Annotated in this window: 21 protein-coding genes; 7 read left to right on the forward strand and 14 right to left on the reverse strand. The window is 64.4% G+C overall.

What is annotated here, in order from left to right; all coding sequences use genetic code 11:
* Nucleotides 1–452 precede the first annotated feature (452 nt).
* On the forward strand, nt 453–1,916 hold the full coding sequence (rng, locus tag HV766_RS18515; RefSeq protein WP_054451343.1) for a ribonuclease G: 1,464 nt from the start codon (nt 453–455) through the stop codon (nt 1,914–1,916).
* 2 nt (nt 1,917–1,918) lie between these two features.
* On the opposite strand, the gene HV766_RS18520 is transcribed toward rng, so the two are convergent.
* Genes HV766_RS18520 through HV766_RS18535 form a run of 4 tightly spaced genes read right to left on the reverse strand, consistent with a single transcriptional unit; the run spans nt 1,919 to nt 5,667 of the window.
* Entirely contained in the window at nt 1,919–2,752 is an 834-nt protein-coding gene (locus HV766_RS18520; protein WP_054451190.1) for an NAD-dependent epimerase/dehydratase family protein, read from the reverse strand.
* Nucleotides 2,753–2,810: 58 nt separating this feature from the next.
* A complete protein-coding gene (locus tag HV766_RS18525) occupies nt 2,811–3,803 on the reverse strand; it encodes a TRAP transporter substrate-binding protein (protein ID WP_054451189.1) in 993 nt (330 codons plus the stop codon).
* Between the two features lie 56 nt (nt 3,804–3,859).
* Nucleotides 3,860–5,131: a TRAP transporter large permease gene (locus HV766_RS18530; RefSeq protein WP_082400714.1), complete on the reverse strand. Its 1,272-nt coding sequence runs from the start codon at nt 5,129–5,131 to the stop codon at nt 3,860–3,862.
* Nucleotides 5,128–5,667, reverse strand: a complete 540-nt coding sequence (locus tag HV766_RS18535; RefSeq protein ID WP_254593337.1) for a TRAP transporter small permease — start codon at nt 5,665–5,667, stop codon at nt 5,128–5,130. Before HV766_RS18535 ends, HV766_RS18530 begins: the two co-directional genes overlap by 4 nt.
* Nucleotides 5,668–5,886: 219 nt before the next feature.
* On the opposite strand from HV766_RS18535, the gene HV766_RS18540 reads away from it, so the two are divergent.
* Nucleotides 5,887–6,780 (forward strand): LysR family transcriptional regulator, encoded by an 894-nt coding sequence (locus HV766_RS18540; protein WP_054451187.1) that lies wholly within the window; start codon nt 5,887–5,889, stop codon nt 6,778–6,780.
* 201 nt (nt 6,781–6,981) lie between these two features.
* Nucleotides 6,982–7,683, forward strand: a complete 702-nt coding sequence (locus tag HV766_RS18545; RefSeq protein ID WP_119449148.1) for a DUF3053 domain-containing protein — start codon at nt 6,982–6,984, stop codon at nt 7,681–7,683.
* Between the two features lie 69 nt (nt 7,684–7,752).
* Here HV766_RS18545 and HV766_RS18550 read toward each other — a convergent pair whose 3' ends face one another.
* The 3 genes from HV766_RS18550 to msbA all read right to left on the reverse strand — a co-directional run bounded on the left by HV766_RS18550 (nt 7,753) and on the right by msbA (nt 13,484).
* Entirely contained in the window at nt 7,753–9,225 is a 1,473-nt protein-coding gene (locus HV766_RS18550) for a GGDEF domain-containing protein (RefSeq protein ID WP_175181669.1), read from the reverse strand.
* Between the two features lie 507 nt (nt 9,226–9,732).
* Nucleotides 9,733–11,535, reverse strand: a complete 1,803-nt coding sequence (locus tag HV766_RS18555; RefSeq protein ID WP_175181670.1) for a monovalent cation:proton antiporter-2 (CPA2) family protein — start codon at nt 11,533–11,535, stop codon at nt 9,733–9,735.
* A gap of 173 nt (nt 11,536–11,708) precedes the next feature.
* On the reverse strand, nt 11,709–13,484 hold the full coding sequence (msbA, locus tag HV766_RS18560; protein ID WP_054451341.1) for a lipid A export permease/ATP-binding protein MsbA: 1,776 nt from the start codon (nt 13,482–13,484) through the stop codon (nt 11,709–11,711).
* A 107-nt stretch (nt 13,485–13,591) separates the two neighbouring features.
* Between msbA and HV766_RS18565 the strand changes: the two genes are divergently transcribed.
* Genes HV766_RS18565 through HV766_RS18575 form a run of 3 tightly spaced genes read left to right on the forward strand, consistent with a single transcriptional unit; the run spans nt 13,592 to nt 15,626 of the window.
* Nucleotides 13,592–14,560 (forward strand): glycosyltransferase family 9 protein, encoded by a 969-nt coding sequence (locus HV766_RS18565; RefSeq protein WP_175181671.1) that lies wholly within the window; start codon nt 13,592–13,594, stop codon nt 14,558–14,560.
* Nucleotides 14,561–14,580: 20 nt separating this feature from the next.
* Nucleotides 14,581–15,345, forward strand: a complete 765-nt coding sequence (locus HV766_RS18570; RefSeq protein WP_054451181.1) for a YdcF family protein — start codon at nt 14,581–14,583, stop codon at nt 15,343–15,345.
* Nucleotides 15,336–15,626 (forward strand): YkgJ family cysteine cluster protein, encoded by a 291-nt coding sequence (locus tag HV766_RS18575; RefSeq protein WP_119449143.1) that lies wholly within the window; start codon nt 15,336–15,338, stop codon nt 15,624–15,626. Before HV766_RS18570 ends, HV766_RS18575 begins: the two co-directional genes overlap by 10 nt.
* A 30-nt stretch (nt 15,627–15,656) precedes the next feature.
* Here HV766_RS18575 and HV766_RS18580 read toward each other — a convergent pair whose 3' ends face one another.
* From HV766_RS18580 to dnaE, 7 genes are read right to left on the reverse strand one after another with little or no spacing between them, the layout of a single operon-like run.
* On the reverse strand, nt 15,657–16,805 hold the full coding sequence (locus HV766_RS18580; RefSeq protein WP_054451179.1) for a glycosyltransferase family 4 protein: 1,149 nt from the start codon (nt 16,803–16,805) through the stop codon (nt 15,657–15,659).
* Nucleotides 16,780–17,505, reverse strand: a complete 726-nt coding sequence (locus HV766_RS18585) for a polysaccharide deacetylase family protein (RefSeq protein ID WP_175181672.1) — start codon at nt 17,503–17,505, stop codon at nt 16,780–16,782. Before HV766_RS18585 ends, HV766_RS18580 begins: the two co-directional genes overlap by 26 nt.
* Before the next feature lie 24 nt (nt 17,506–17,529).
* Nucleotides 17,530–18,639, reverse strand: a complete 1,110-nt coding sequence (locus HV766_RS18590) for a glycosyltransferase (RefSeq protein WP_175181673.1) — start codon at nt 18,637–18,639, stop codon at nt 17,530–17,532.
* The gene (locus HV766_RS18595) at nt 18,636–19,388 is read right to left on the reverse strand and encodes a glycosyltransferase family 2 protein (RefSeq protein WP_054451176.1); all 753 of its coding nucleotides are present in this window, start codon (nt 19,386–19,388) and stop codon (nt 18,636–18,638) included. The genes HV766_RS18590 and HV766_RS18595 overlap by 4 nt, the downstream gene beginning before the upstream one ends.
* Nucleotides 19,385–20,233 (reverse strand): polysaccharide deacetylase family protein, encoded by an 849-nt coding sequence (locus HV766_RS18600; protein WP_175181674.1) that lies wholly within the window; start codon nt 20,231–20,233, stop codon nt 19,385–19,387. Before HV766_RS18600 ends, HV766_RS18595 begins: the two co-directional genes overlap by 4 nt.
* Nucleotides 20,230–21,330, reverse strand: a complete 1,101-nt coding sequence (locus HV766_RS18605; protein ID WP_175181675.1) for a glycosyltransferase family 4 protein — start codon at nt 21,328–21,330, stop codon at nt 20,230–20,232. Before HV766_RS18605 ends, HV766_RS18600 begins: the two co-directional genes overlap by 4 nt.
* Nucleotides 21,327–24,821, reverse strand: coding sequence for a DNA polymerase III subunit alpha (dnaE, locus tag HV766_RS18610; RefSeq protein WP_054451173.1), 3,495 nt, complete (start codon nt 24,819–24,821; stop codon nt 21,327–21,329). Before dnaE ends, HV766_RS18605 begins: the two co-directional genes overlap by 4 nt.
* Nucleotides 24,822–24,961: 140 nt before the next feature.
* On the opposite strand from dnaE, the gene lpxO reads away from it, so the two are divergent.
* Nucleotides 24,962–25,861, forward strand: coding sequence for a lipid A hydroxylase LpxO (lpxO, locus tag HV766_RS18615; protein WP_054451172.1), 900 nt, complete (start codon nt 24,962–24,964; stop codon nt 25,859–25,861).
* Nucleotides 25,862–25,891 lie beyond the last annotated feature (30 nt).

Consider the following 25,891-nt stretch of genomic DNA (forward strand, 5'->3'; position numbering starts at 1 on the left):
TCTTAGCAGCTATCGAAATATCAGGGTTAACCCTAAGTTTTCGGCAACTGCCAAGCCCAAGACTATAACACGATTTTTGCAGATTGTGCAACTGGCTTTTGCCTAACTTGCTGCAATCCTTGCAATAACCGCGGGGCATTCATTTCTGACTGCTTTGCGGCAGACCTGGCTCGAATCCTCTTGCCCGACCTGTTGTGCTTGCTTGGCTTCGCGGTTCAAAACTGTCCGAACTGCGAAGGAGCGAGACTATAGCACAGTTTTTTCGCTTGGCGCAAAAAGGCCGATCCCCCTGCTTGTTCAGCGGCTGCCCCGGAGGCCTCCCCTATATATAGTGGTGATTCCCGCGGTTGCCCCATATAGATAGTTGTCTTGTCCGCCTTGCCCTACGTTTACTATTCGCCTGTACGCCGCACCTTACTGGAGACGAACACGCTATGCCCCCAGCCATCGCCCTGAGCGAAGATATCCTGATCAATGTCACCCCCTTCGAAACCCGCGTTGCGCTGGTGGAACAAGGGTCGGTACAGGAGCTGCACGTAGAACGCAGCATCCAGCGGGGCCATGTCGGCAATATCTATCTGGGGCGTGTCGTCCGTGTACTGCCGGGCATGCAGAGCGCTTTCATCGATATCGGACTGGAGCGCGCGGCTTTCATCCACATCGCAGACCTGCGCGAGAACCGGGGCGAAAGAAGCCAGGGGCTGACTCCCACCCCGATCGAAAAGCTGCTGTTCGAGGGACAGACCATCATGGTTCAGGTGGTCAAGGATCCCCTGGGCACCAAGGGCGCACGACTTTCCACCCAGATCAGCATGGCGGGCCGGATGCTGGTTTACCTGCCGCACGATCCGCATATCGGCATTTCGCAGAAGATCGACGACGAATCCGAACGCATCCAGCTACGCGAACGCCTGCAAGCCTTGATGCCGGCAGAGGAAAAAGGCGGCTTCATCGTCCGCACGCAGGCCGAAGGCGCCAATGACGAGGAGCTGACGGCCGATCTGGAGTATCTGCGTAAATTGTGGACCAGCGTCCAGGCGGCGGCGCGCACCCAGCCCGCCCCCGCCCTGCTGCACCAGGATCTGACCCTGGCGCAGCGCGTGCTGCGCGACATGGTGGGCCCGAACACCGGAACCATTCTTGTGGATTCCCGCACGACCAGTGCCGCGATGCTGGAATGGGCGCGCATCTATACGCCCTCGGTCGTGGGCCGCATCCAGCACTACAGCGGGGAGCGCCCCCTGTTCGACACCGCCAATGTGGACGATGAGATTGCCCGGGCGCTCTCTCGACGAGTGGACTTGAAGTCGGGCGGCTATCTCATCATCGACCAGACCGAGGCGCTGACCACGGTCGACGTCAATACCGGCGGCTTCGTGGGCGGCCGCAATTTCGACGACACCATCTTCAAGACCAACCTGGAAGCGGCCCAGGCCATTGCGCGCCAGCTGCGGCTGCGCAACCTGGGCGGCATCGTCATCCTGGACTTCATCGACATGGAGGAACAGGAGCACCGCGAAACGGTGTTGGCCGAACTGAAGAAGGCGCTGGCGCGCGACCGCACCCGCATGACGGTCAACGGCTTTACACAACTGGGGCTGGTGGAAATGACGCGCAAGCGCACCCGCGACTCGCTGGCGCATCAGCTATGCGAGCCCTGCCCCATGTGCGAGGCGCGCGGCAATGTGCGTACGCCGCGTACCGTCTGCTATGAAATCCTGCGCGAGATCCTGCGCGAGGCGCGGCAATTCAATCCCAAGGAATTCCGCATCCTCGCCTCGCAAGAGGTGGTTGACCTGTTCCTGGAAGAAGAAAGCCAGCATCTGGCGATGCTGGGCGACTTCGTGGGCAAGCGCATTTCGCTGGAAGTGGAAGGCGCGTACTCTCAAGAGCAGTACGACATCATCCTGGTCTGATTTCAGGAAATCCTGTCCGTGGTCCCGACGAATTCCAGGGGGCAATAAAAGCCCCCGTGGAACTGGGCCGCGATGGGGTCCTCGGGGATGTTCTGAGCCAGGATTTCCGGGGCGAACACTTCGGAATCGTCCTGCGGCGCGTAGCCCAGGAATTTCGCGTTGGAATTGTCCCAGCGGTTGCGCAGGTTGTTCGACACCCCGTAGACCACCGTGAAATGGTAGGACGCATGCTCGACGCAGCGCGCTGCCAGTTGCGCCATGTCGCGGTGGCTGATCCAGGTCAACAGCTGGCGGGCCTCGCTCGGGCGGTCGGGCGTACGGAACGTCCCGATCCGCAGGCAGGCGACAGACATGCCGTACTTGTCGGCATACATCCGGCCCAGGCCCTCGCCGAACACCTTCGAGACGCCATACAGCGAGTCGGGCCGAGGCTGCACGGTGTCATCGAGGAATTTTTCCCGGCGGTGATAGCCGATAGCGTGATTCGAGCTGGCGAACACCACCCGGCGCACGTTCTGGCGCCGGGCCGCCTCGAATACGTTGTAGCAGCCCTCGATATTCATCGGCAGGATTTTTTCCCAGACATCGGCGCCGGGTATGCCGGCCAGATGGATGACGCAATCAATACCCTCCATGCAGCGTTCCAGGGACTCGATGTCCCGGACGTCCATCGTGCAGATTTCCTCGCCGGCTTGCGCCGGTTCCTGCGGCGCAATGTCCGCCAGGCGCAGCAGGGCATAGCGGCCGCGCAAGTGAGTACGCAGGCAAAGGCCGATGTTGCCGGCCGCTCCGGTAATCAGCACGCGCAGGTTTTCGGGTTGGTTGAAGGGTGTCATCAATCTGTCCAGTTTCTCTTGAGTATGAAAGCGCCGGGGCCGATGCCGTTTGCGCCGGTTACTGCTTCTGCTTGGCGGCGATCACGGCGTCGTAGAGCGCCTGCCCGTTGGGGGCTTCGCCGACGAGCTTTTTCACGACCGGCCGCGTGGCCTGCACCAGCGAATCGAGATTGCTGGGATAGACAATGGACACACCCCTTGCCTGCATCGTTTTCATACCCTCGTCGTAGACCTTCTTGTAATAGTCGCGCGCGTAGGCCATGGCCTCGTCCGCCGACTCCTTGATCATTTTCTGTTCCGCGGGCGAGAAGCGGTCCCAGCGGTCCTTGGACATGAGCAGCAGCGCCGGATGGATGTTCACGTGCGTCATGTTGAAGTACTTGGAGACTTCGATGAATTTATCCGAGACGAACTGGTCCGGCGTCGTCTCGCCGCCATCGAGCACTTTCTGTTGCAGGGCCAGATACAGCTCCGAGTACGCCATGGGAGTGGCTTGCGCCCCCAGGGCCTTGTAGCTTTCCACGTAACCCGGCGACTGGATGACGCGGATCTTCATGCCTTTCAGGTCTTCGGCCGAATTGACGGGCCGGTTGCCGAAGACGTTGCGTTCGATCGCCGAAAACCAGCCCAAGCCAACCAGGCCGTATTTGGGCAGGACTTCCATGAATTTGTCGCCGGCCGGCCCGTTGAGGATCTGATTGGCCTGATCGACGCTGTCGAACAGGAACGGCGAATCAAAGACCAGGAATTCCTTGACGATGCCATTCAGTGTCGGCTGGCCCGTGATGACCAGGTCGGTAGCACCCGCTACCGCACCCTGGATCATGGTCAGTTCGCCGCCCAGCTGCGAATGCGGGAACACGGAAATCGTGATCTTCCCGTTCGATTTCGCCTTCAGCACTTCGGCGAATTTCTGCGCTCCCACGTGAAAAGGGCTGTCCGTCGTGAGCGTATGCCCGACGTCCATGTTCAACGCGTGCGACGGCGCAGAAAACATGAGGGCGCTCAGGACGCCGGCGCCAAACATCTTCTTGAATAGCTTCACTTCCATCTCCTCGGTTTTCCAGCCGGCCGAAGGACGCTGTCCTCGGGCGGCCGATCTAGTTTTTATAAGAAAAAGGTACTAATGGCGGGCACGTAAGAAATAATCAGGACGTCGAGCACCAGGACGGCGAGGAAGATGACCAGATACTTCGCCAACTGGTGCATTTTCAATTGGGCGACTTCGCACACCACGAACAGGTTCACACCGACCGGAGGCGTCACCATGCCGACCGCCAGGTTGGTGATGACGATCATGCCGAAGTGGATGGGATCGATGCCGAAAGCCACGCTGATGGGCGCCAGGATGGGCACGATAATCAGGATCGCCGCCAGCGCCTCGATGAACATGCCGACCAGGAACAGCATGACGTTCACCAGCAACAGGAACACGATCGGATTGGTCGTCACCGAGCCGAGCATCGCGGCGACCTGCTGCGGCACCTGATTGATCGTCAGCAGGTAGGCGAACACGGCCGCGAACGCCACGATCAGCAGGATGATGGAGGACATCACCGCGGAGCGCGCGAAAATGCCGAGCAGATCCTTGACCGTAATTTCCTTGTAGACGAACAGCCCGAGCGCAAGCCCGTACAGCACGGCGATGCAGGAGGCCTCGGTCGCGGTAAACAAGCCGCCGTAGATCCCGCCCAGGATGATTACCGGCATCATCAGCGCCAGCGTCGCGTCCTTCAGGGCGACCAGCACACCCTTCAGCCATGCGGTGAAGCTCACCGCAGTGACTTCGTCAAAGCCCTGGAAACGGGCAACCAGGCAGACCGTGAGGATCAGCGACACGGTGATCAGCAGACCCGGCAGGATGCCCGCGAGAAACAGAGAGCCTACCGATACGTTTGCCGTCAACGCATACACGATCATCGGAATCGATGGCGGGATGATCGCCCCCAGTTCGCCGGAGGATGCGGCAATGGAAGCCGCGAACGACCTGGGGTAGCCCTTCTTTTCCATTTCCGGGATCAGTACGGAGCCGATCGCGGCGGTGGTTGCGGACGAGGAACCGGAAACCGTCGCGAACAGCAGCGAGGTCAGCACCGCGACCGCGCCCAGCCCGCCGCGGATCCAGCCGACGAAGGCATTGGCCAGTTGCACCAGCCTGGCAGCGACGCCGCCCGAGGACATCAGATGCCCGGCCAGGATGAAGAATGGCACGGCCATCAGGCTGAACGAATCGAGCGACTGGAACGCCATCTGCGCCACGATCAGCAGCGAACGGTCGCCCGCCTGCAGGGCGAACGCGGCGGACATCCCCAGCGCGGTGACGATGGGCGCGCCGATTATCAGGATCGCCGTAAACGATAAAAACAGGACCGGGATCACAGCGCCCCTCCTTCACTATTTTGCATGGCGGCGGCGGCTCTTTCCGTCTCGCCGCCTTGCTGCGATGCTTCGACGCTCATCAGTTCCTTGATGACGTGCGCGAAGGTATTCAGGCTCATCAGCACGCAACCGATGAACATGAATACGTAGATGTAAGCCATGGGCATTTCCATCGCGGGCGAGGTCTGCCTCATGCCGAGTTCGATCAATCTGATCGACTTCCAGGCCAGCAGCACGGCCAGCATCAAGGTCAGGATATGGGCAACAACGCGCAGCCAGCGCGCGACCGACTCCGGTACCATGCCGATGAAGGCATCGACGCCGATCAGGCGCAGGCGGTAGGTAGCGACGGCGCCGCCGATGAAGACGCTGCCAACCATCATGAAACGGCCCAGTTCTTCCGCCCAGGGCGTGGAAAACGGAATGCCGGTATAGGTGTAAAGCAGCCGTACAAATACAGAAATTGAAATAGCCAGGACCATTCCTATAAGAAACAGTCCGGCGCACTTTTCAGCCACAGCATTTATCGAATCCATTATTCGCTGCAGCGTTTGAAGCCTCTGGTGTGAGGCACAATACCCGGCCATGCGGAGCCCTCCCTCTTTGTCTCATTTATTTATTCGCCGCCTTTTTGAGCCAGGCGTTCGATAGGCAATATACTCAGCGGCATGCGATTCGTAAAATTCAAATAACGGAACATTCTTTTCAAAAAAAACGATCGCCGAGCCCTCGCGCCTTGAACCGGAGTTTCGATAATGTTGAGTGATCTCAAGCAGTTACGCGCTTTCCTCACGATCGCGCGTTTAGGCAACTTCACCAGGACGGCTCACGAACTGAATATTTCCCAGTCGGCGCTGACCATACAGATCCAGCAGCTCGAGTCCCATCTGCGTACGCGGCTGTTCGACCGCAACCACCGCAGCGTCAGCCTGACGCCACGGGGCCAGGAGCTCTATCCGCGCATCGAGAAACTGGTGGCTGAAATCGAAGACCTGGTGACCCAGGCCCGCGACACCAGCGATCGTGAACGCGGCACGGTGACCGTTGCCGTGCTGCCCTCCCTGGCCGCCGGCCTGTTGCCGCAAGCGATCCACAGGCTGAACCGCGACTACCCGCGGATCACCGTCTGCGTGCGGGACACCGTGGCCTCGCGCGTCAACGACATGACCCGCAGCGGCGAGGTCGATTTTGGGATCGGCAGTCCGATCAAGCGCGATCAGGAGCTGGTCTGGGAGCAACTGGTGACCGACCGCTTTTGCGCCTACATGGCGCATGACTATCCCTGGGCTGCGCCGGACACCGTGACGCTCAAGGATCTGGCCGAGCATCCGTTGATATTGCCGGTGCGGGAGAGCAGCATCCGCACGCACATCGAGGCGGCGGCCGACAAGTTGAAGATCTCGCTGCCGGCGGCCTATGAGGTCGTCTACAACTCGACCGTGCTGGCGATGGCGGCACAGGGACTGGGCGTCGCCATTCTTTCTGAATTGGCTGCCCGCGAAGGCGATACCAACCGCCTGCGTTGCGTTTCGATCAGCAGCCCGCCTTTATATCGGCACATCGGGATCCTGCGGCGCGCGGGCCGCTCGCTGTCGAGGTCCGCGGAACTGCTGACTGCGGCATTGCGGGAAATCGCCGTCCAGGAATAGCGGAAACACGGAAACGCGCGCGCACGCGTAACAGGTGGCGGACGCAACTTCACTTCATTATGTGTGAATTTTGTGTCTTAAAGATTCGATTGCAAACAATTCTGAAAGCGATGGCGGCAACGAGGACGACCCGATAAGCTGCGGGCGCCTTCAGGGTATACCCTGAAAATTTCTTTCTTTCGCTTTTAGGAGTTCGATGCGATGAAGTCCCTTTTCCGTCCGTTCCTGGTATTGGCCGCAGCGCTGCCGTTGATGCTGGCCGCTTGCGGCAACAAGGAACCCGAACAGCGTGCCGCGTTCACGCAGTTCCTGCAGACCCGCATCGTCGACAAGCCCGGCGTGCGCGTCCCGCAGTTGACGGATGAAGAGAAGAAGTCCTTCGGCGACTACGCCGCGCAATATGCGGTGATCACCGACTTCAATGCGGGCATGGATGCTTCGGTGAAGCCCTTGTCGGGCATCATGCAGAAGGGCTCCATGCGTTCGCTGAACGATATCGTGACGCGTCGCGACGACCTCAAGGCCGTGCAAGCCTCGCTCAATGAAATGGGCGTGGCGCTGAAGGAACAGCAGGCCAAGGCTGACGCCGCGCGCGCTCAGCTCAAGCAGCCGGAAGACCTGAAGGCGGTGTACGACAAGGCCTACGAGAAGACCGTGAGCCTGCCGGCCGACACCTTTCGCGACGTGCTGCCGCAGCTGAACGCGACCTTCGACAGCAGCCTGAAGATCGCCGATTACGTCGCCGCGCACGCCGCGCAGATCGATATTTCCGGTCCCATCGTCAAGGTCCAGGATCCCGCCGTGCAGACCGAGCTGAACAAGCTGCTGCAGGACCTGAACGCGCAAGCCAAGAACGTGCAGCAGGCGCAAACGCGCATGCAGGCCGTCATGGTCGGCCGCTAAGCCACGCAGCGCTTAAAAAAAGCCCCGCCGCGCGATGAGCGCGGCGGGGTTTTTTAATGCGGCGCCAGCTCAGGTCCCGGCCACTGCCACGCGATTGCGGCCGGACTCCTTGGCCTGGTAGACGGCCGCATCGGCCGCCTCTACCAGGCTGGCGACCGCGTCGTCGGCCTGCGGCACCGCCGTCGCGACCCCGACGCTGATGGTGACGATACCGGCGGCGGCGTCTGCATGCGGCACCTTCAGGGCGGCAATCGCCCGCCTGATGCCTTCCGCGATCTCCGCGGCGCGTTGGCGGCTGGTATTGGGCAGCAACACGACGAATTCCTCGCCGCCATAGCGCGCCGCCAGATCGCGGGGTCGCCGGGCCTTTTTCTTGAGCACTCGCGCCAGCGCCGCCAGCAGTTGATCTCCCTGCTGATGGCCGTAGCGGTCGTTGTAGCGCTTGAAATGGTCGGCATCCAGGAACAGCAGCGACAGCGGCACGCGCTCTCGGCGCGCATTCTGCCATTCGCGTTCCAGCGCTTCGTCGAACGCGCGCCGGTTGGCCAGGCCAGTGAGCCCATCCGTGCGCGCCTGTATAGCCAGCTGCGTCTCGACCGCCTTGCGCAGGGTCATCTCGCGCCTGAACAGCACGATCAGCGCCACGACCGACAGCAGCAGCGCCGTGGTCACGGGGATGATGAAGAACGCGCGGCGGTCCCAAGGCTCCATCAGCTCATCCACGTCCATGGCCACGTCGATGATGAGCGGCGTGTCCTCGATGCTGGCGAAGGTGTAGTAGCGGTTCACGCCGTCCGGCGACAGCTCCCCAACGAACGAGCCTTCGCGGCGGATCAGGAACTGTTGGAAATCCAGCGCCATGCCGATGTCGCTGCCCAGGTCGCTCCGGGAATATGGGGCGCGCAGCAGCACCAGACCGTCGTTGCGGAAGACGCTGATCTCGTCGCGCTCGCCGATCGACAGCTCGGCAAAGCGGTCGCGGAAATACGCCAGGCGCAGCGAACCGCCCACCACGCCGGCGAAGCTGCCGTCCGGATTGGAAAGGCGCCGGCTGACGGCGATGCTCTCGTCGCCACCGCGCAGGCGGCTGCGATAGGGCTTGCTGACATACATGCCGACGTCATCGGCATCGCGATGCACCTGGAAGAAATCCCGGTCGGCGAAACTCACATCCGGCGTATCCAGGTCCCCGGAGTGGTAACGGATATCGCCGTTCTTATCCAGCACCACGACGGCGCCCAGGTATTCGGCGGTGGATGGCCGGTCGAACAGGAAACGGCGCTGGGTTTCAGGAGCCAGCTGAGCCAGGCCCGGTTCGCGCAGGCGTTCGGCCATGCCCTGTAGCGACAGGTCGTAGACATGCAGGGTGCGGCTGATGTCCGCGGAAAGCACGCCGGTAATGTTGCGCGCCGAAGCGTGGGCGGCCTCCCAGGTGGCGCGGCGGTCGATCCAGAGCAGCGCGACCGCGGCCGCGCAGATGCCGATTGCGACGAGCACCCCCAACGCATACAGGGCGCGTTGCACAAACCCGCGAGACTTCAATACGGCGCTCCTACGCCGGGGACGTCCGGGGGACGCGGATCACTCCGGCAGAGATTTACGCCGCAGATGATGCCGCCGCCGGACATGCCGCGCAAGATCCGCCCCTAAAAAAACCCGAGCAACGCCCGCATGGCGCCTTCTGCGCGACGGCTTCCTCAAGTCGCCGCGACCGCCGCAATGCGGAAGGGAAAGGCCTTGGCGCCTCTGGCCCTGTCGGCTTCGCGGTGCGCGCCGATGGACCATGCCGGGCCCGCTCCGCCCGTATGCGACACCAACTGGCGCATCGAGCCCGCCGAAAATCCGCAGCGCAGGGTCCGGGCCTGCCGCCGGGCCAGTTCTACTCCAACAGCGTGCGGCGTCGTGGAAATCCGATCCGATTGCAGCATGGCAGCCCCCTGGCAAATGCTCGTCGTGGATGAAGAGTCAGTGCGGATAAATCTACCTCAGCCGCCAGCGCCTGCGCATGACATGATGCGAAAAGTAATGCAACGATGTGGAAATAGTCGGTTACGCGATCGGGCTGGCCGCCCTCTCGGTTTCCCGGTCGGGCTGGTCGTTGCGGCCGTCCGGGGCGCTGGTCATATTGCCGTAAAGCAACGAGCGGCCGGCGAACAGGCCGCCCGCCACCTCCAGGTCAAAACGCTCGGTGTCGCGCCGGCGCACATCCTGCACCACCTCGGCGGCTTCATCAGGAGGCACTCCGATCACGCGCAGCGCGGCCTCGCCGAAGGCCAGCGCCGACTCCAGGGTTTCGCGCACCTGATAGTCGACCCCTTCCTTGGCCAGCGCCAACGAATGGATGCGGTCATAGGCGCGCACCACCACCCGCACCAGCGGGAATTCGGCCTTGATCAGCTTGACCATGTGGTTGACCGCCTTCGGATCGTCGATGCAGATCAGGATGGCGCAGGCATTTTCCGCGCCGGCGGTGCGCAGCATGTCGATGCGCGTGCCGTCGCCGTAATAGACCTTGACGCCCCATTTGGCCGCTGCCCGGATCGCGTCGGTGTCGGTATCCAGGATGGAGACCGTCAGGTCGCGTGCCAGCATCGCCTGGGTCACGATCTGGCCGAAACGGCCAAAGCCCACGATGAGCGCACAGCCCTCCAGATCCTTGGCCACATCCACGTCTTCCATTGAGGGCTGCGGCTTGGGCAGGAGCCAGCGCAACGCCAGCACGCACAAGGGCGTGAGCGCCATGGAAATGATGACGACCGCAGTCAGCACGGCGCCCGTGTGGGCATCGAAGATGCCGGCGGCGGCCGCCGCCCCGTACAGGACGAAGGCGAATTCACCGCCCTGCGCCAACAGGGCCGCGCGCGTCATGGCCTCGGCGTGGGTCGCGCGCAGCACTCGCGCCACCACGTACACGCCCACCGATTTCACCAGCATGAACACCACCACCGCGGCCAGGATCAGCGGCCATTCGCGCGCCACCGCCGACAGGTCCAGCGACATGCCCACGCCCAGGAAGAACAGGCCCAGCAATATGCCGCGGAACGGCTCGACTTCGGCTTCCAACTGATGGCGGAAGGTGGACTCGGACAGCAGCACGCCCGCGAGGAAAGCGCCCATCGCCATGGACAGGCCGCCCAGTTCCATCAGCAGCGCCGCGCCCAGCACCACCAGCAATGCGGCGGCCGTCATGACCTCGCGCGCATGCGCGGCGGCCAATAACCGGAACAGCGGATTGAGCAGCCAACGGCCGGCGGCCAGCAATGCGAGGATGCAGGCCACCGCGATGGCCAACTGAACCCACGGATCGCCACGGCTGGAAGTGTCGGCCGGCGCCAGCAGGGTGGCCAGGGCCAGCAGCGGCACGATGGCCAGGTCTTCCAGCAGCAAGATCGAGACGATGCGCTGGCCCTGCGCGCTGGCGGTGTCGCCGCGCTCGCCCAATATCTGCATGACGATGGCCGTGGACGACAGCACGAAGCCCATCGCGGCCATGAAAGCCGCCGGGCCCGACAGCCCCGCCAGCAGGCCCACCGCCGTCAGCAGCCCGCCGCAGGCCAGCACCTGCGCGACGCCCAGGCCGAAGATCTCGCCGCGCAGCTTCCACAACCGGGAGGGCTGCATTTCCAGGCCGATGATGAACAGGAACATCACCACGCCCAATTCGGCTACGTGCAGGATGGATTTGGGATCGGAGAACAAGCCGAGGCCGAAGGGCCCGATCACCAGGCCGGCGGCCAGGTATCCCAGGACGGACCCCAACCCCAGGCGCTTGAACAGCGGAACCGCGACGACCGCAGCCCCCAGCAGGACGACGACATTGACTAGCTGATTGCCTTCGGCAGGCAGGGACATGGGACGCTCCAGATGCACGGCGGACCAAAGCGCCTCGGGGCGCCGCTCCGCCCGCAGCGGGCGGGAGCCGGGCCTGCCGGCAGGCCCGGCTCCATTTTCCGGCAATCCGGGCGCTTGGCAATCCGGAAATGCGACAGGAACGAACAACCGCCCGGGACAGGCGGTTGACCGGATCAATCGTCGCGGAACTGCATCTTGTAGAGCGAGGCGTACAGGCCGTTGGCGGCCAGCAGCTCGGCGTGCGGGCCTTGCTCGACGATCTTGCCGGCATCCAGCACGATGATGCGGTCGGCGTTCTGCACGGTGGACAGGCGGTGGGCGATGACCAGCGTGGTCCGGCCCTTCATCAGGCGCTCCAGCGAGGCCTGGACCTGACGCTCGGATTCGTTGTCGAGTGCGGAAGTGGCTTCGTCCAAAATCAGGATGGGCGCGTTCTTGATCAGCGCGCGGGCGATCGCCAGGCGCTGGCGCTGGCCGCCGGACAGGCGGGCGGCGTTTTCGCCCACCGGCGTATTGAGCCCTTGCGGCAAGCCTTCGACGAACTCCAGCAGATTGGCGGCCGCCAGCGCATCGCGCACCTTCTGTTCGCTCGACTTGCCCAGCGCGCCGTAGCCGACGTTGGCTGCGATGGTGTCGTCGAACAGCACCACGTCCTGACTCACCAGCGACAGGTGCGAGCGCAGGCTGCGCAGCGTCAGTTCGTCGATCGGCGTGTCGTCCACCAGGATGGAGCCGCTATCGGCCAGCACGAAGCGTGGCAGCATGTTGACCAGAGTGGTCTTGCCGCTGCCCGAGCGTCCTACCAGGGCCACGGTCTGGCCGGGTTCCACAGTGAAGGAAATGCCATTGACGGTATCGCGGTCGGCATCGGGGAACCGATGCGAGACGCTGCGGAATTCCACCTTGCCGCGCACGGGCTCGGCCAGTTCCTTGGTGCCGGTATCGTTTTCGGGTACTTGGTCGATCAGCGTGAACACGCTTTCGGCCGACACCAGCATCTTCTGCATGCGGGCGGCGACGTTGGTCAGGCGCTTGATGGGGTCGAAAATCTGGGCAAGCGCCGCCATGAAGGACGCGAAGCTGCCCACGGTCAAGGCGCCGTGGTTGGCCTGGCTGAGCGCCACGGCGATGACCGCGCCCACCGAGATGGAAATGCAGACCTGGGTCAGCGGCGTCAGGGCGGCGTCCGCCGTGGCCGTGCGCATGGCGAAGCGGCGCAGGCGGCGGCTGACGAAATCGAAACGGCCGCGTTCGACTTCATAGCCGTCGAACAGCTTGATGACGCGCTGGCCGTCGATGCCTTCGCCGACCACGCGGGTCAGTTCGGCGTTCATGTTGACGGTTTCGCGATTGATGCGGCGCAGGCGCTTGATGAAGAAGCGCGAGATCAGCACCGACACCGGCAGCATGATCAGGATGATCAGCGTCAGCACCCAGGACATGTACAGCAGCACGCAGATCAGCGCGACGACGACCAGGGTTTCGCGCACCAGCACGGTGATGACGTCGGTCGCGTAGCCGGTGACGTTGCCGGCATCGATGGTGAAGCGATTGAGCAGACGGCCGGTGTCGCCCTGCTTGAAGTCGGCGTCGGGCAGGCCCAGAAGGCGCTCGAACATATCCTTGCGCATGCCCAGCAGGACGTTGTTGGCGACCCAGGCCAGCAGGTAATCGCTGAAGAAGTTGCAGATGCCGCGCAGCAGGATCAGGCCGACCACCGCCAGCGGCAGCGCCCAGACGTAGTATGGCTTGGCGCCCGAAAAGCCGCCGTCCAGCAAGGGCTTCATGATGACTGCCAGGACGGGCTGCGTGGCGGCCGCGCCGGCCATCAGCAGGACGGCAAGCAACAATCCCTTCCAGTAGGAGCCCACGCGGCTGTAGATCCGACTCCAGAGTTCGGCTTTGACAGGTTGGGAACTCGCGGGCGCGTTGCGTGCGGCAGAATTCAAAGGAATCACTCGCTTTTATACAATTGTGGCCAGAATTGTACCGGCTGCGCGACAAGTCGCCGCCCGGGCCATGTCCCCTTCAGCCTTAACGCGCCCAGCGCCCTTCCATGTCCGATATCAGCTGCTTGTACGTCCGGTTACCCAATTGGGTGGGCGATGTTTGCATGAGCCTGCCCAGCCTGCGCGCCTTGCACGCCAGCGGCCTGCCCCTGGTGATCTGCGCCCGCCCCTGGGCCCGCGACCTGCTGGACGGCGTGGCCAAGCAGGATTTCATCCCCATGCGCGGCAAGGTCGGCCCGGACCGGGCCGCGGTCAGCGCCCACCGCCGCAGCCTGGGCGCCCAGGGGCGCCGCGCCCGCGGATTGCTGCTGCCGGACTCGCTGTCCAGCGCGCTGGTATTCCGGCTGGCCGGACTGCCCTCGGCCGGCTATCGCGACGACGGCCGCAGCTTCCTGTTGCGCTGGCCCTTTGCCAAACCCAGCGACACGCTGCACGCGGTCCAGTCCTGGCATCACCTGACCCGCGAAGCCCTGACCCGCTGGGGCCTGCCCAGCGGCCCGGCCGAACCCGGTCCGACCCTGGACCTGCCGCTGACGTCCGCCCACCAGAGCGCCGCCGATCTGGCGCTGGAAGCCGCCGGGCTGGCAGGCCAACGTTTCGTGCTGATCGCGCCGACGGCCACGGGCCTGCACAAGGGCAAGATCAAGGTGTGGCCGGGATTCGATACACTAACCCGGGCCTTGCAGGCCCGCGGTCATACCGTGGTAATGTGCCCTCCTCCGGCCGAAACCGAGGAGGCGCGGCGCAATGCCCCTACGGCGCTGCTGCTGCCTCCCCTGTCCCTGGGCGCATTCGCAGCGTTGACGGCGCGGGCGGCGCTGGTGATTTGTAACGATTCTGGTGTCTCGCACGTCGCCGCAGCCGCCAACGCCAGCGAACTGACGCTGTTCGGCGTCACGCGTCCGGGACGCACCGGCCCGTGGTCGCCACGCGCCGTCTGCGTAGGCACGGAGCATGCATGGCCGTCCGGCGAGGAGGTGGAACAGCAAGCCCGCCTCCTGCTGGACGAGACGTAGTAATCAGGATTTTTTTCAAGATGCCCTTGTCCAGCTATCTCACAAATCTGATCATTCCTTACAACTTGAGCCTGACCCTGGTAGCCATCGGACTGGTGTTGGGTCTGTTCCGGTTCCGCAAGACCGGCGGTTCGCTCATCGTCGCCGGTCTTTTGTGGTCGCTGGCCTGGTCTCTACCCGCGACGTCGATCTGGGCCGGCGGCGCGTTGGAACACCGTTATCCGCATCTGCCGCCAGCGGAATCCCCAACCGCCGACGCCATCGTGGTGCTGGGCGGCAACACCGCCAACGGGCGCGCCAACTGGTTCCTGCCGTATGACAAGGAAACCGCCGTGGTCCGGATCGACACGGCGGCGCAGCTTTATCTGGCCGGACGCGCTCCCAAGGTGCTGCTGTCGGGCGGCGCGCTGGAAGGCGACGTCAGCGAAGCCCGCGGCATGGCGCACGCCATCCGGCAGCAGGGCGTGCCGGACACGGCGCTCATCCTGGAAAACTCCAGCCGCACCACGTATGAGAACGCGGCCTTGACCGAGGATCAACTCAAGGCGCGCGGCATCGGCAAGGTGCTGCTGGTGACTTCCGCGTTGCATATGCCGCGCGCGATGGCGGCCTTTTCCAAGCAGGGCGTGGAGGCGATAGCCGCCCCGGCGCCACCGCAGATCGTGGAGCCCGCCGACGGCTCCGTGCCCCTGTGGATCCCCAATCAGCGAGCCTATGACGCCAGCCGTTCCATCCTCAAGGAATACGCCGGCCTGTTCATCTATTGGCTGCGCGGATGGGTCTGAATCCGCAGGCGCCCGCCGCGCTGGAATGCCGGCCCGGCTGCGGCGCCTGTTGCATCGCGCCGTCAATCACCCGGCCTATACCCGGCATGCCGCAGGGCAAACCCGCTGGCGTACCCTGTATCCAGCTGCTGCCTGACATGCGCTGCGCGATTTTCGGCCAGCCGTCGCGCCCGGATTTCTGCGGCGGGCTGCAGCCTCAGGCCGAGATGTGCGGCGCCGACCGCGACCACGCGATCCACTGGCTGGGTGAACTCGAACAGGCGACGGCGCCCGGCCATTGAACCGGGCCACGCGCCAGCTCGACCCAGCTCTCAGCTGCGCTCTTGCAGCACCTGGCGGTACAGCGCCTCATAGCGCGCCGCCACCGTTTCCCAGCTTTGCTCGCGCGCGATCTCAAGGCCGCGTTCGGCCAGTGCCGCCCGCAACACGGGTTCGGAGCCCAGCCGTTCCAGCGCCTGCGCCAGTTGGGCGCCGTCGCGCGGATCCTGCAGGATGAGCGCGTCCTTGCCCGCCGAGAGGTACTGCGCGAAGCCGCAGTAAGCGGGCGAACTCACCACGACCGGCAGTCCGTGCGACATGGCTTCCAGCGGCGCCATGCCGTAGCTGTCGTTCAGCGTCGGATGCGCGTAGATGTCGGCGGCGCTGAAGTAGCGGGCGACGTCGGGCGTGGGATCGATCAGGGTGACGCGGCTGGCGATGGCGCCTGCCGCGCGCACACGTTCGCGGGTAGGTTCGTCCGCGCCCACGACCAGCAGCCGGTACTGCGGCGGCAGTTGCGCCAGCGCGTCCAATAGCGCCGGCAATCCCTTGCGCAAGGGATTGCGGGCGACCAGCAGACAGCCAATGGTATCCGCGCCCCAGCCCAGGCTGGCTCGGGTGGCCTCGCGGCCTTCCATTTGCGCCGCGGTCGGCAGCTTGACCCCGGGCGCGATGATGTCCACCGGCAGCTGCGGACCGTAGCTGCGGTGCAGCTGGTCCATGATCAGTCCTGACACCGCCACCACGCGCCTTGCGGGCGCCTGGCGCACGCGCAGCTTTTCCAGCAGCAGATAGGTGGCCAGCCGTGGGGAGAGCCAAGCGGTCAGGCGCTGCAACGGCTTGACGCGGGTCAGCCGGTTGTAGCGCACCGGCGTCACGTGCATGACCTGGATTTCGCCGGCCCAGCCATTCATGTGGGAATGCACGATGTCATAGCGGCCGCGGGTCAGCCGGTCGGCGCGCCAGGCGAAGTACAGCACGCGCATCCAGCTGGGCAGCCAGCCAGGAAAACGCACGGGCAGGAAGGGAAACGGCAGGTCGCTGTCGAAGTCGCGCGCCACGATGGATACGTCATGGCGCTGTCCGAGCACCCGCATCAGTTCCACGCCATAGGCTTCGGCGCCGCCAAAGCGATTGCCGAAGCGGTCGACCAGCAGCGCGATGCGCAGCCGCCGTTCAACCGCGCCGGCGGGAGTCTTCATACCGGGTCAGGCACTTCTGCAGGAAGCGAATCATGTGGGTGGAGCGCGACACAGTGACCCGGGGAAGCCCATAGGGGTCGTCAGAGGCCGACGCCAGACCGCGCTGAATCAGCGTGGCGTTGTCGTAGCCAGCCTCGCGCGCCATAACCCGGTGTTCGGGACCGTGGTCGCCATACGGATAGCAGAAGGCAGTGACCGGCGCCCCCAGCGCCTGCTCCAGCTCGTCCTTGGACTGGACGATCTGGCGGCGGGCCTCGTCGGGCGACATCTGGGGCAGGTGCACATGGTCCAGCGTGTGCGAGCCGACTTCGTGGCCGGCCTGCGCCCATTCCCGCATTTCGTTCACGGTCATCAACGCCGAAAACGGAATACCCTTTTCCAGATCCCACACATTGCCGCCATCGAACTGGTGCGCCACGAAATAGTTGGTGGCGGTAAAACCCAGTTCGTTCAGCACCGGCATGGCGTTGTGGTGCACGTTGCGATAGCCGTCGTCGAACGTAATGCCGAATACCTTGCCCTGGCGTTCGCCACGGACATAGGGCATGACGTCGCGCATGGACAGGCCGCGATAGCCCAGCCTGCGCATCCAGCGCATCTGCCGGGCAAAGCTGTCGGGGTGCACCGTCAGCCCGCGAAACGGCGTGCCCTTGGGATTGGGCTCGCCGATCTGGTGGTACATGAGTATGGGGATAGACATAGGGACAGATTATAAAGCCCGGCCTTATCCCAGCGCGCGTCGGTATACGTCCAGTGTGGCGGCGGCGAAACGTTCCAGATTGAAGTCCCGCAGGCTGGTTTCCCGTGCCTGGGCGCCCATGGCGCGCACGGCATCGGGATGGTCCAGCATGAAACGCACCTTGGCCGTGATGGCGGGCACGTCGCGCGCGGGCACGATCCAGCCGTCGACGCCATCGGTGACGTTCTCGGGCAGTCCGCCCGCGTCGCTGACCAGGGCGGGCAATCCCAAACCCATGATCTCGCGGCAGGCGAACGACAGGGCTTCGCGGTAGGACAGCACGAAACCCGCATGGCAGGACGCCAGCGCCGCCCGCACGTCATCCAGCAAGCCGGGGAAACGGACCTGGTCGATCATGCCCAACTCGCGCACCCGGGCAAGCTTGGCTTCGTTGGGCGGATCGCCCGCCACCATCAGCAGCACGCGCGAGCGGTCCTCGGGCGGCAAGGCGGCGACCGCTGCCACCAGGTCCAGCCAGCCCTTGTCGTAGTCGGTGCCTCCCGCGCTGCCCAGCAGCAGCTTGCCCTGCCAGTCGGGCCCGAAGAAGATGGCGCGCAGCTTGTCCAGGCTTTCCGGCGGCGGCGGCGCGAAGAAATTGGTGTCGATGCCGTGGCGGATGGTGGTGATGGGACGCTGGCCATACGGCGATTGCTGCATCAGGCCATGGACGTAGTCGCTGACCGCGATGGCATGGTCGGTGGCCAGCGCCACCCGCAACTTGTGGCCGAGGCTCGCCAGCGGATGGTCGTTGTGCTTGGTGAAGACGATGCGCGGGCGGCGGCGCATGCCCAGCGTGGCCAGCATGACCTGCTTGTGGTCGGCCGAGCCGTTGGCGTGGATGATGTCGAAACCGCCGGCCTTGATCAGCCGGCGCAACTGCGCGCGGTCCTTGAACCAGGACGAAGGCCGCGTGGTGTATTGCATGTCCTCCACCGTCACGCCCGGAATCGCCTTGGCGTAGCGGTACAGGCGGCTGGTGGCCGGCGCCGCGATCGTGATCTGGTGGTCCTTGGACAGGGCCTTGGCCAGATTGATGATGTAGGTGACGTGTCCGCCGCCGTTACCGCCGTGGAAGTTGGTGTAGAGGATCTTCACTTCTTCTTCTCGGCCAGGAACATCAGCTTCGAATAGCGGAAGAAGCTGCCGGCCGAGGCGACGACGGCCAGCACCAGGCCGTGCTTGCCGTCCAGGAAGCCGCGCCGGATCAGGTAGATCCGCACAAAGGTCCAGAAGCCATGGCCCAGCGCGCCGAAGACCGAGGTGCGCCGGCCCTTGGCGTACATCATGGCGGCGGCATCGGACGAATAGCGGTTGACCTTGGTGATCAGCGCATCCAGGTTGTCGTAGGGATAGTGGTGGAAATACCCGCGCATCTGCAGCGGCTTGCCGTTGGCCGGCACCACGCGTTCATGCACGGCCACGTCGTTGAACCGCGCCGTGCCGCGCTTGAACAGGCGCAGCACGTAATCGGGCCACCAGCCGCTGTGGCGGATGTCGCGGCCGCAGAAATTCGACAGGCGCGCGATCTCGTAGGCGTCGGCGCGCGGCGCGCGCAGCGCTTCCTGGATTTCCTGGGCCAGTTCCGGCGTGACGCGCTCGTCGGCGTCAATGGACAGCACCCAGTCGCCCGTGGCCAGATCCAGCGCGCGGTTCTTCTGCGGCCCGAAGCCGGGCCAGTCCGGGGTGACTTCCACCCTCGCGCCCAGGGCGCGCGCGACTTCGACGGTGCCGTCGGTGCTGCCCGAGTCCACCACGATGAATTCATCGGCGAACGCCACGGACTTGAGGCAGGCGGCGATGTTGGCCGCCTCGTTCTTGGTGATGATGATGACAGATAGCTTCATCCGCGATTCCTGAGACGCTTTTTCCAGGCTTTCCAGGCATGAAAGCGCGGCCCCCAGAAGGGATCGCGCGACAGCCAGATGCGCCGGTTCAGCCAGGAGCCGCCCTGGTTGCGCACCGCGAAACGATAGATGTGTTCGGGGTCCGCGCCGGGGGTGTTCTGGCCGAAAGGGTCGGTAGTGTACAAGTGCCGGAACCCGGCGGCCCGCGCCGCGGCCACGTAGTCCGCGTCGAAATAGCCTTGCGGCCAGCAGAGGTGGTCGCTGACCGAGCCGAGGCGGCTTGTCAGCGTCTCGCGGGAATCCTGCAATTCCTGGGCGATGCGGGCGCGCTTGGCGTCGACATCCGTGCCGCAGACCTTGTCCCAGCGGGTATGGGTATGCGTGTGGGAATGGAATTCGAACGTGCCTGCCGCCTGCATGGCCTCGATCTCGCTCCAGCGCAACATAGCTTCGTCGGTCCGGCCTGCCGCCACCAGTTGCTTGCAAGCGTCGTGGTCGGGCGTGGCGGGCAAGGGGACGCCCTGGCCCGCATGCGGGCGCACCGGCCCGTCGCCGATCCAGCCGGTGATCGTGAACAGCACCGCGCGCATGCCGTGGCGCGCCAGCACCGGGTGCGCATGCACCCAGTTGTTCAGGTAGCCGTCGTCGAAGGTGATCAGCACCGAGCGTTCGGGCGCGGCGGCGCCGGCGAGGTAGGCCGCGAACTGATCGGCCGACAAGGACTGGTAGCCGGCGCGGGCCAGGCGCGAGATCTGCGCCTCGAACACATCGGGCGTGGCGGCGATCATGCCGCCGGCCGGCGTGACGTGGTGATACATCAGCACCGGAACGTTGGGTGCATTCATCCCGCGCGCTCCGCCAGCCATTTGGCATAGACGGCTTCGGTGGTTTCCGCCAGGCGGGCGGGCGAGAACACGCCCTCGTCCCAGACCATCTTGCGGCCGGCCTCGCCCATGCTCCGCCGCAAACCGGCGTCGTCAATCAGGCGCACCAGGGCGGCGGTGAGCGCCTCGGGGTTCTTGGGCGGCACCAGGATGCCGGTTTCGCCGTCGCGGAACATTTCCGACACGCCGCCCACGTCCGTGCCGATGACGGGCAGGCCGCTGGCCTGCGCCTCGACGTAGACGGTGCCGGACGCTTCCTGCTGCGTGGCCAGCGCGAAGAGATCGAAGCCGGCCAGCAGGTTGGGCACGTCGCGCCGCATGCCCATCAGATGGATGCGGTCCTGCAGGCCCAGTTCGGCCACATAGGCCTGGGTCTGCTCGAACACCGGCGAACCGCCGCCGACGAACACCAGGTGCAGCTTGGGCCGGCTGGCCATCAGCGGCGCGATCGCGTCGATCAGGTCCTTGTGGCCCTTGGTGGCGCGCATGACGGCCACGCAGCCGACCACGATGTCGTCATCGGCCAGGCCGAGTTCTTCGCGCAACGTGGAGCGTTCCACGGGCGGCGGCAGCACGATGGGGGAATAGACGGTGGCTACCTTGCCAGCAGGCACGCCGCGGTCGATGAGGTGTTGGCGCACATGATCACTGACCGTCGTGACCCTGTGCGGCAGACAGGTGTAGGACCATAGCGACCCCACCTTGTTGGACAGGTGCCGGGTCCGCACGATGAGCGGCGTCCCCGCCAGACGGCCGGCGGCGGCCGCGATGACCATGTCGCGCCGGCTGTGGGTATTGAGCACGTCGAAGCGTCCTTCGCGCAGGATGCCACGGATGGTGGCGATGCCCTTCAGGTAATTCACCGCGCCATCCATTTCCAGGGTGTGCACGGGAAAACCGGCATCCGACAGGCGTTCAGCCAAGAGCGCCTTGGGTTGGCAGATGGCTTCCACGTGATGGCCGCGCGCGCGCATGGCGGTCATCTCCTTGAAAATCCGGCCTTCCTGGCCGCCAAAGCTGGTTGCGGCTTCCGAGTGAACGATACGCATCGGCATCAATAGGTGACCTCCACGCCATCCGGCTTGGTCCATTCATTCAGGTTGGCGAGCAGCGTGTCGGCCATGCGGACGCGCCACTCCTCGCCCAGGCGGACCGTGCACAGGAAATTATTCTTGGTATAGACGATATCGACCGGCACGCCGGGAATGCCGTTTTCGGGTTCGGCCCGGAACGGATTCAGCATCTGCCTCAGGCGCGCCGCGTCGGCGCTGCCATTGAGCTTGACGCGCAGGGACTTGGCCCGGGCTTCGCGCGCCAGCTGCAGGTCGTAGAGCTGTTCCGCGACGATGCGCATGCCGCCGGAGTAGTCGTCATTGCTGACCTTGCCCTGGACGATGACGAGCTGGTCCTCGCGCAGGCGGTTGCGGTGCTTTTCGTAGAGCTCGTTGAAGACCGAGATTTCCACCTGCGCGGTGCCGTCGTCCAGCACCGCGAAAACCATCTTGCCGCGGCGGGTCATCATGACGCGCACGCTGGCCAGCACGCCGCACATCCATTGCAGGTCGCGCTGCGGCTCGACCCGCACCAGCTGCATCGGCACGATGCGACGCACTTCGTCGCGCCAAGCGTCGAACAGGTGGCCGCTGTAGTAATAGCCCAGCGCGGACTTTTCTTCCGTCAGCTTCTTGTGCAGGTCCCAGGGTGCGACCTTGGCCAGTTCGCCCGCCACTACGTCGCCGCTGTCGTCGCCGAAGAGCGAGGCCTGGTTGGCGCTGCGGGCCGCCTGCTCGGCGGCTTCCATGGCGGTGGGCACCGAAGCCAGCATCGCGGCCCGGTTGGGCTCGATGGTATCGAAGGCGCCGGCCTTGATCAGGGCTTCGATGGTGCGCCGGTTGACGGCGTGCTTATTGACGCGGCGGCAGAAGTCGAACAGGTTCTGGAACGGGCCGGCTTCCTTGCGCGCGCGCAGGATTTCCTCGACCGCGCCCTGCCCCGTGCCTTTGACGGCGCCCAGGCCATAGCGCATGGTGCGCGGCGGCCTGCCTTTTTCAGTGTGCTTGTCGGCGACCGGCTCGAAGCGGTAGCCCGAGAAATTGACGTCAGGCGGCAGCACTTCGACGCCGTTGTCCTGGGCGTCGCGGCAGAAGATCTGGACCTTGTCGGTGTCGTCCATGTCCGAGGACATGGTCGCGGCCAGGAACTCGGTCGGATGGTATGCCTTGAGCCAGGCCGTCTGGTACGAGATCAGCGCGTACGCAGCCGAGTGCGACTTGTTGAAGCCGTAGCCCGCGAACTTCTCCATCAGGTCGAACAGCTTGACCGCCAGGTCCGGATCGTGGCCCTTTTCCTTGGCGCCCTGCTCGAACAATTCGCGGTGCTTGGCCATTTCCTCGGGCTTTTTCTTGCCCATGGCGCGCCGCAGCAGGTCGGCGCCGCCCAGCGAGTAGCCGCCGATGATCTGCGAGATCAGCATCACCTGTTCCTGGTAGACGATGACCCCGTAGGTGCTCTTGAGGGTGTTCTCCAGGTCGTCGTGGAAATAATCCACTGCGGCGCGGCCGTGCTTGCGATTGACGAAGTCGTCCACCATGCCCGATTCCAGCGGCCCCGGTCGATACAGGGCCAGCATGGCGATGATGTCTTCGAAGGTGTTGGGCCGCAGCTTCTTCAGCAGTTCCTTCATGCCGCGCGATTCCAGCTGGAACACGGCGGTCGTGTTGGCGTCGCACAGGATCTTGTAGGCGGCCGGATCGTCCAGCGCCAGGGCCATGACGTCGAAGTCGCGCTTGTCCTCGTTGAACTGGCGCACGTAGCGCACGGCCCAATCCAGGATGGTCAGGTTGCGCAGGCCCAGGAAGTCGAACTTCACCAGGCCGGCGGCCTCGACGTCGTCCTTGTCGAACTGCGAAACCGCGCTGTTTTCCTGGCCGGGCTGGCAATACAGCGGGCAGAAGTCAGTGAGCTTGCCCGGCGCGATGAGCACGCCGCCGGCGTGCATGCCGATGTTGCGGGTCAGGCCTTCCAGCGGCTGCGCCAGGTCCACCAGCGCGCGCACTTCCTCTTCCTGCTCGTAGCGGTCCTTGAAGGCGGGCTCGTCCTTCAGGGTGCGTTCGAGCGACCAGGGATCCATCGGATTGAACGGAATCAGCTTGGACAGGCCGTCGCAGAACATGTACGGCATGTCCAGCACCCGGCCGGCGTCGCGCACCACGGCCTTGGCGCCCAGCGTGCCGAAGGTCGCAATCTGGCTCACGGCGGCTCGGCCGTACTTTTCCTTGACGTAGTCGATGACCCGTTCGCGGTTGTCCTGGCAGAAGTCGATATCGAAGTCGGGCATGGAGACCCGCTCGGGATTCAGGAAGCGCTCGAACAGCAAGTCGTAGCGGATCGGATCCAGGTCGGTAATGCCCAGGGCATAGGCCACCAGCGAGCCCGCGCCTGAACCCCGGCCCGGACCCACCGGCACGCCGTTGTTCTTACCCCAGTTGATGAAGTCCTGCACGATCAGGAAGTAGCCGGGGAAGCCCATCTGGATGATGGTCTTGCATTCCCAGCGCAGGCGTTCGTAGTACTGCTCGCGCTTGGACTGGCGTTCGGCCTCGTCCGGGAACAGGAACGCCATGCGCTTTTCCAGGCCCTCTTCCGACAGCTGGACCAGGTAGTCGTCCAGGCTCACGCCGTCCGGCGTGGGGAAATTGGGCAGGCGCGGCTTGCCCAGCACCAGGCTGAGGTTGCAGCGTTTGGCGATTTCCACCGTGTTGGCCAGCGCCGAGGGCACGTCGGCGAAGCGCCGCGCCATTTCCTCGGAGCTAAGCAGGTATTGCTCCTTGCTGAACCGGCGCACGCGGCGCGGGTTGGCCAGGATTTCGCCTTCGGCGATGCAGACGCGGGCCTCATGCGCCTGGAATTCGAATTCGTCCAGGAATTGCACCGGATGCGTCGCCACCACCGGCAGGCCGGCCTCGCTCGCCAGGCGCATGGCGGCCTGGGTGTAGGCTTCGTCGCCGTCCATGCCGGCGCGCTGCAACTCGATGTAGTAGCTGCCCGGGAACAGGTGCGCCCACTGGCGCGCCAGCGCCAGCGCCGACACGGCATTGCCCGCGTCCAGCGCCTGGCCCACGTCGCCGCCGCGCCCGCCCGACAGGGCAATCAGGCCCTCCTGCCCCTGCAGCCATTCGCGGCGGATCTCGGCGCGGCCCTTGCCCTGGTTCGTCAGGAAGGCTTTAGTCAGCAGTTCGCAAAGATTGAGGTAGCCCTGGTGGTTGCGCACCAGCAGCAGCAAGCGGAAAGGCTTGGCGGGGTCGTCGTCGTTGGACAGCCAGACATCGCAGCCGGCAATCGGTTTGATGCCGGCGCCGCGCGCGCCCTTGTAGAACTTGATCAGGCCGAACAGGTTCGACAGATCCGTCAAGGCGACGGCGGGCTGGCCCAGCTTGGCCACGCGCTTGATGAGGTCGGGGATGCGCACGATGCCGTCCACGACCGAAAATTCGGAGTGTACGCGCAGGTGAACAAATGGGGACGGGGTCGTTACGGCTTCTTCGGACATAAAGGGAATTGTACCTAGTCAATGCGGTCCAAGCCGAGGCCTGTGCGCTCGCGCAAAGGACTACGCAAGCGCCTGTGTAACAATACACGTTGCACGTCATCTTCCATTGTTGACATGAGATTTACGCACGAGATTCACCTATGAAATGGCTAATTCCCGGGATCTGGCTGAGCGCCATCCTGTTTGCGCACTTCCGCGGCCGCGTCAAGCTGCCGCTGGGCCGCCAATTGCTGGACCATTCCGTACTGCTAGCCCCCGTCAACGCCTTCATGGTGCTGACCTCGCGGGTTCCCACCACGCCCTACCTGACGACCAGCGAAATCGCCGAACTCAAGGTGCTGGACGACAACTGGGAAACGATCCGCGAAGAAGCCCAACAGATGGCCGAGCTGCGCCGCATCAAGGCCGCCGACACTCATAACGACATCGGCTTCAATTCCTTCTTCAAGTACGGCTGGAAGCGTTTCTACCTGAAGTGGTACGACGCGCGCCACCCGTCCGCCGAAGAACTCTGCCCCAAGACCGTCGCCATCCTGAAGACCCTGCCCAAGGTCAAGGCCGCGATGTTCGCCGAACTGCCGCCGGGCGGCCAGTTGAACCCGCACCGCGACCCGTTCGCCGGGTCCCTGCGCTACCACCTGGGCCTGGTCACCCCGAACGACGACGGCTGCCACATCATCGTCGACGGCGAACACTACAGCTGGCGCGACGGCGAAAGCGTGGTTTTTGACGAAACCTACGTGCACGAAGCCTACAACCACACCGACCAGAACCGCATCATCCTGTTCTGCGACGTGGAGCGCCCGCTGAAGTGGCGCTGGGCCGAAGCCTTCAACCGCTGGTTCGGCCGCGTCGTCATGTCCGCCGCCAGCTCGCCCAACGACGGCGGCGACCAGACCGGCGCCATCAACAAGCTGACCCACGCCCACTGGGTCATCGACCAGAAGCGCAAGGCCTTCAAGGCCTGGAACCGCAATGTCTACAAGGCCACCAAGTACGGCCTGATCGCCCTGGTGGTCGTGGGCTTCCTGGCCCTGTAAGACAAGGCGCCCGGACATCCGGGCGCCCCC

Origin of the sequence: Achromobacter aegrifaciens, from assembly GCF_902859735.1 — a bacterium.
Lineage (GTDB): Bacteria > Pseudomonadota > Gammaproteobacteria > Burkholderiales > Burkholderiaceae_B > Achromobacter > Achromobacter aegrifaciens.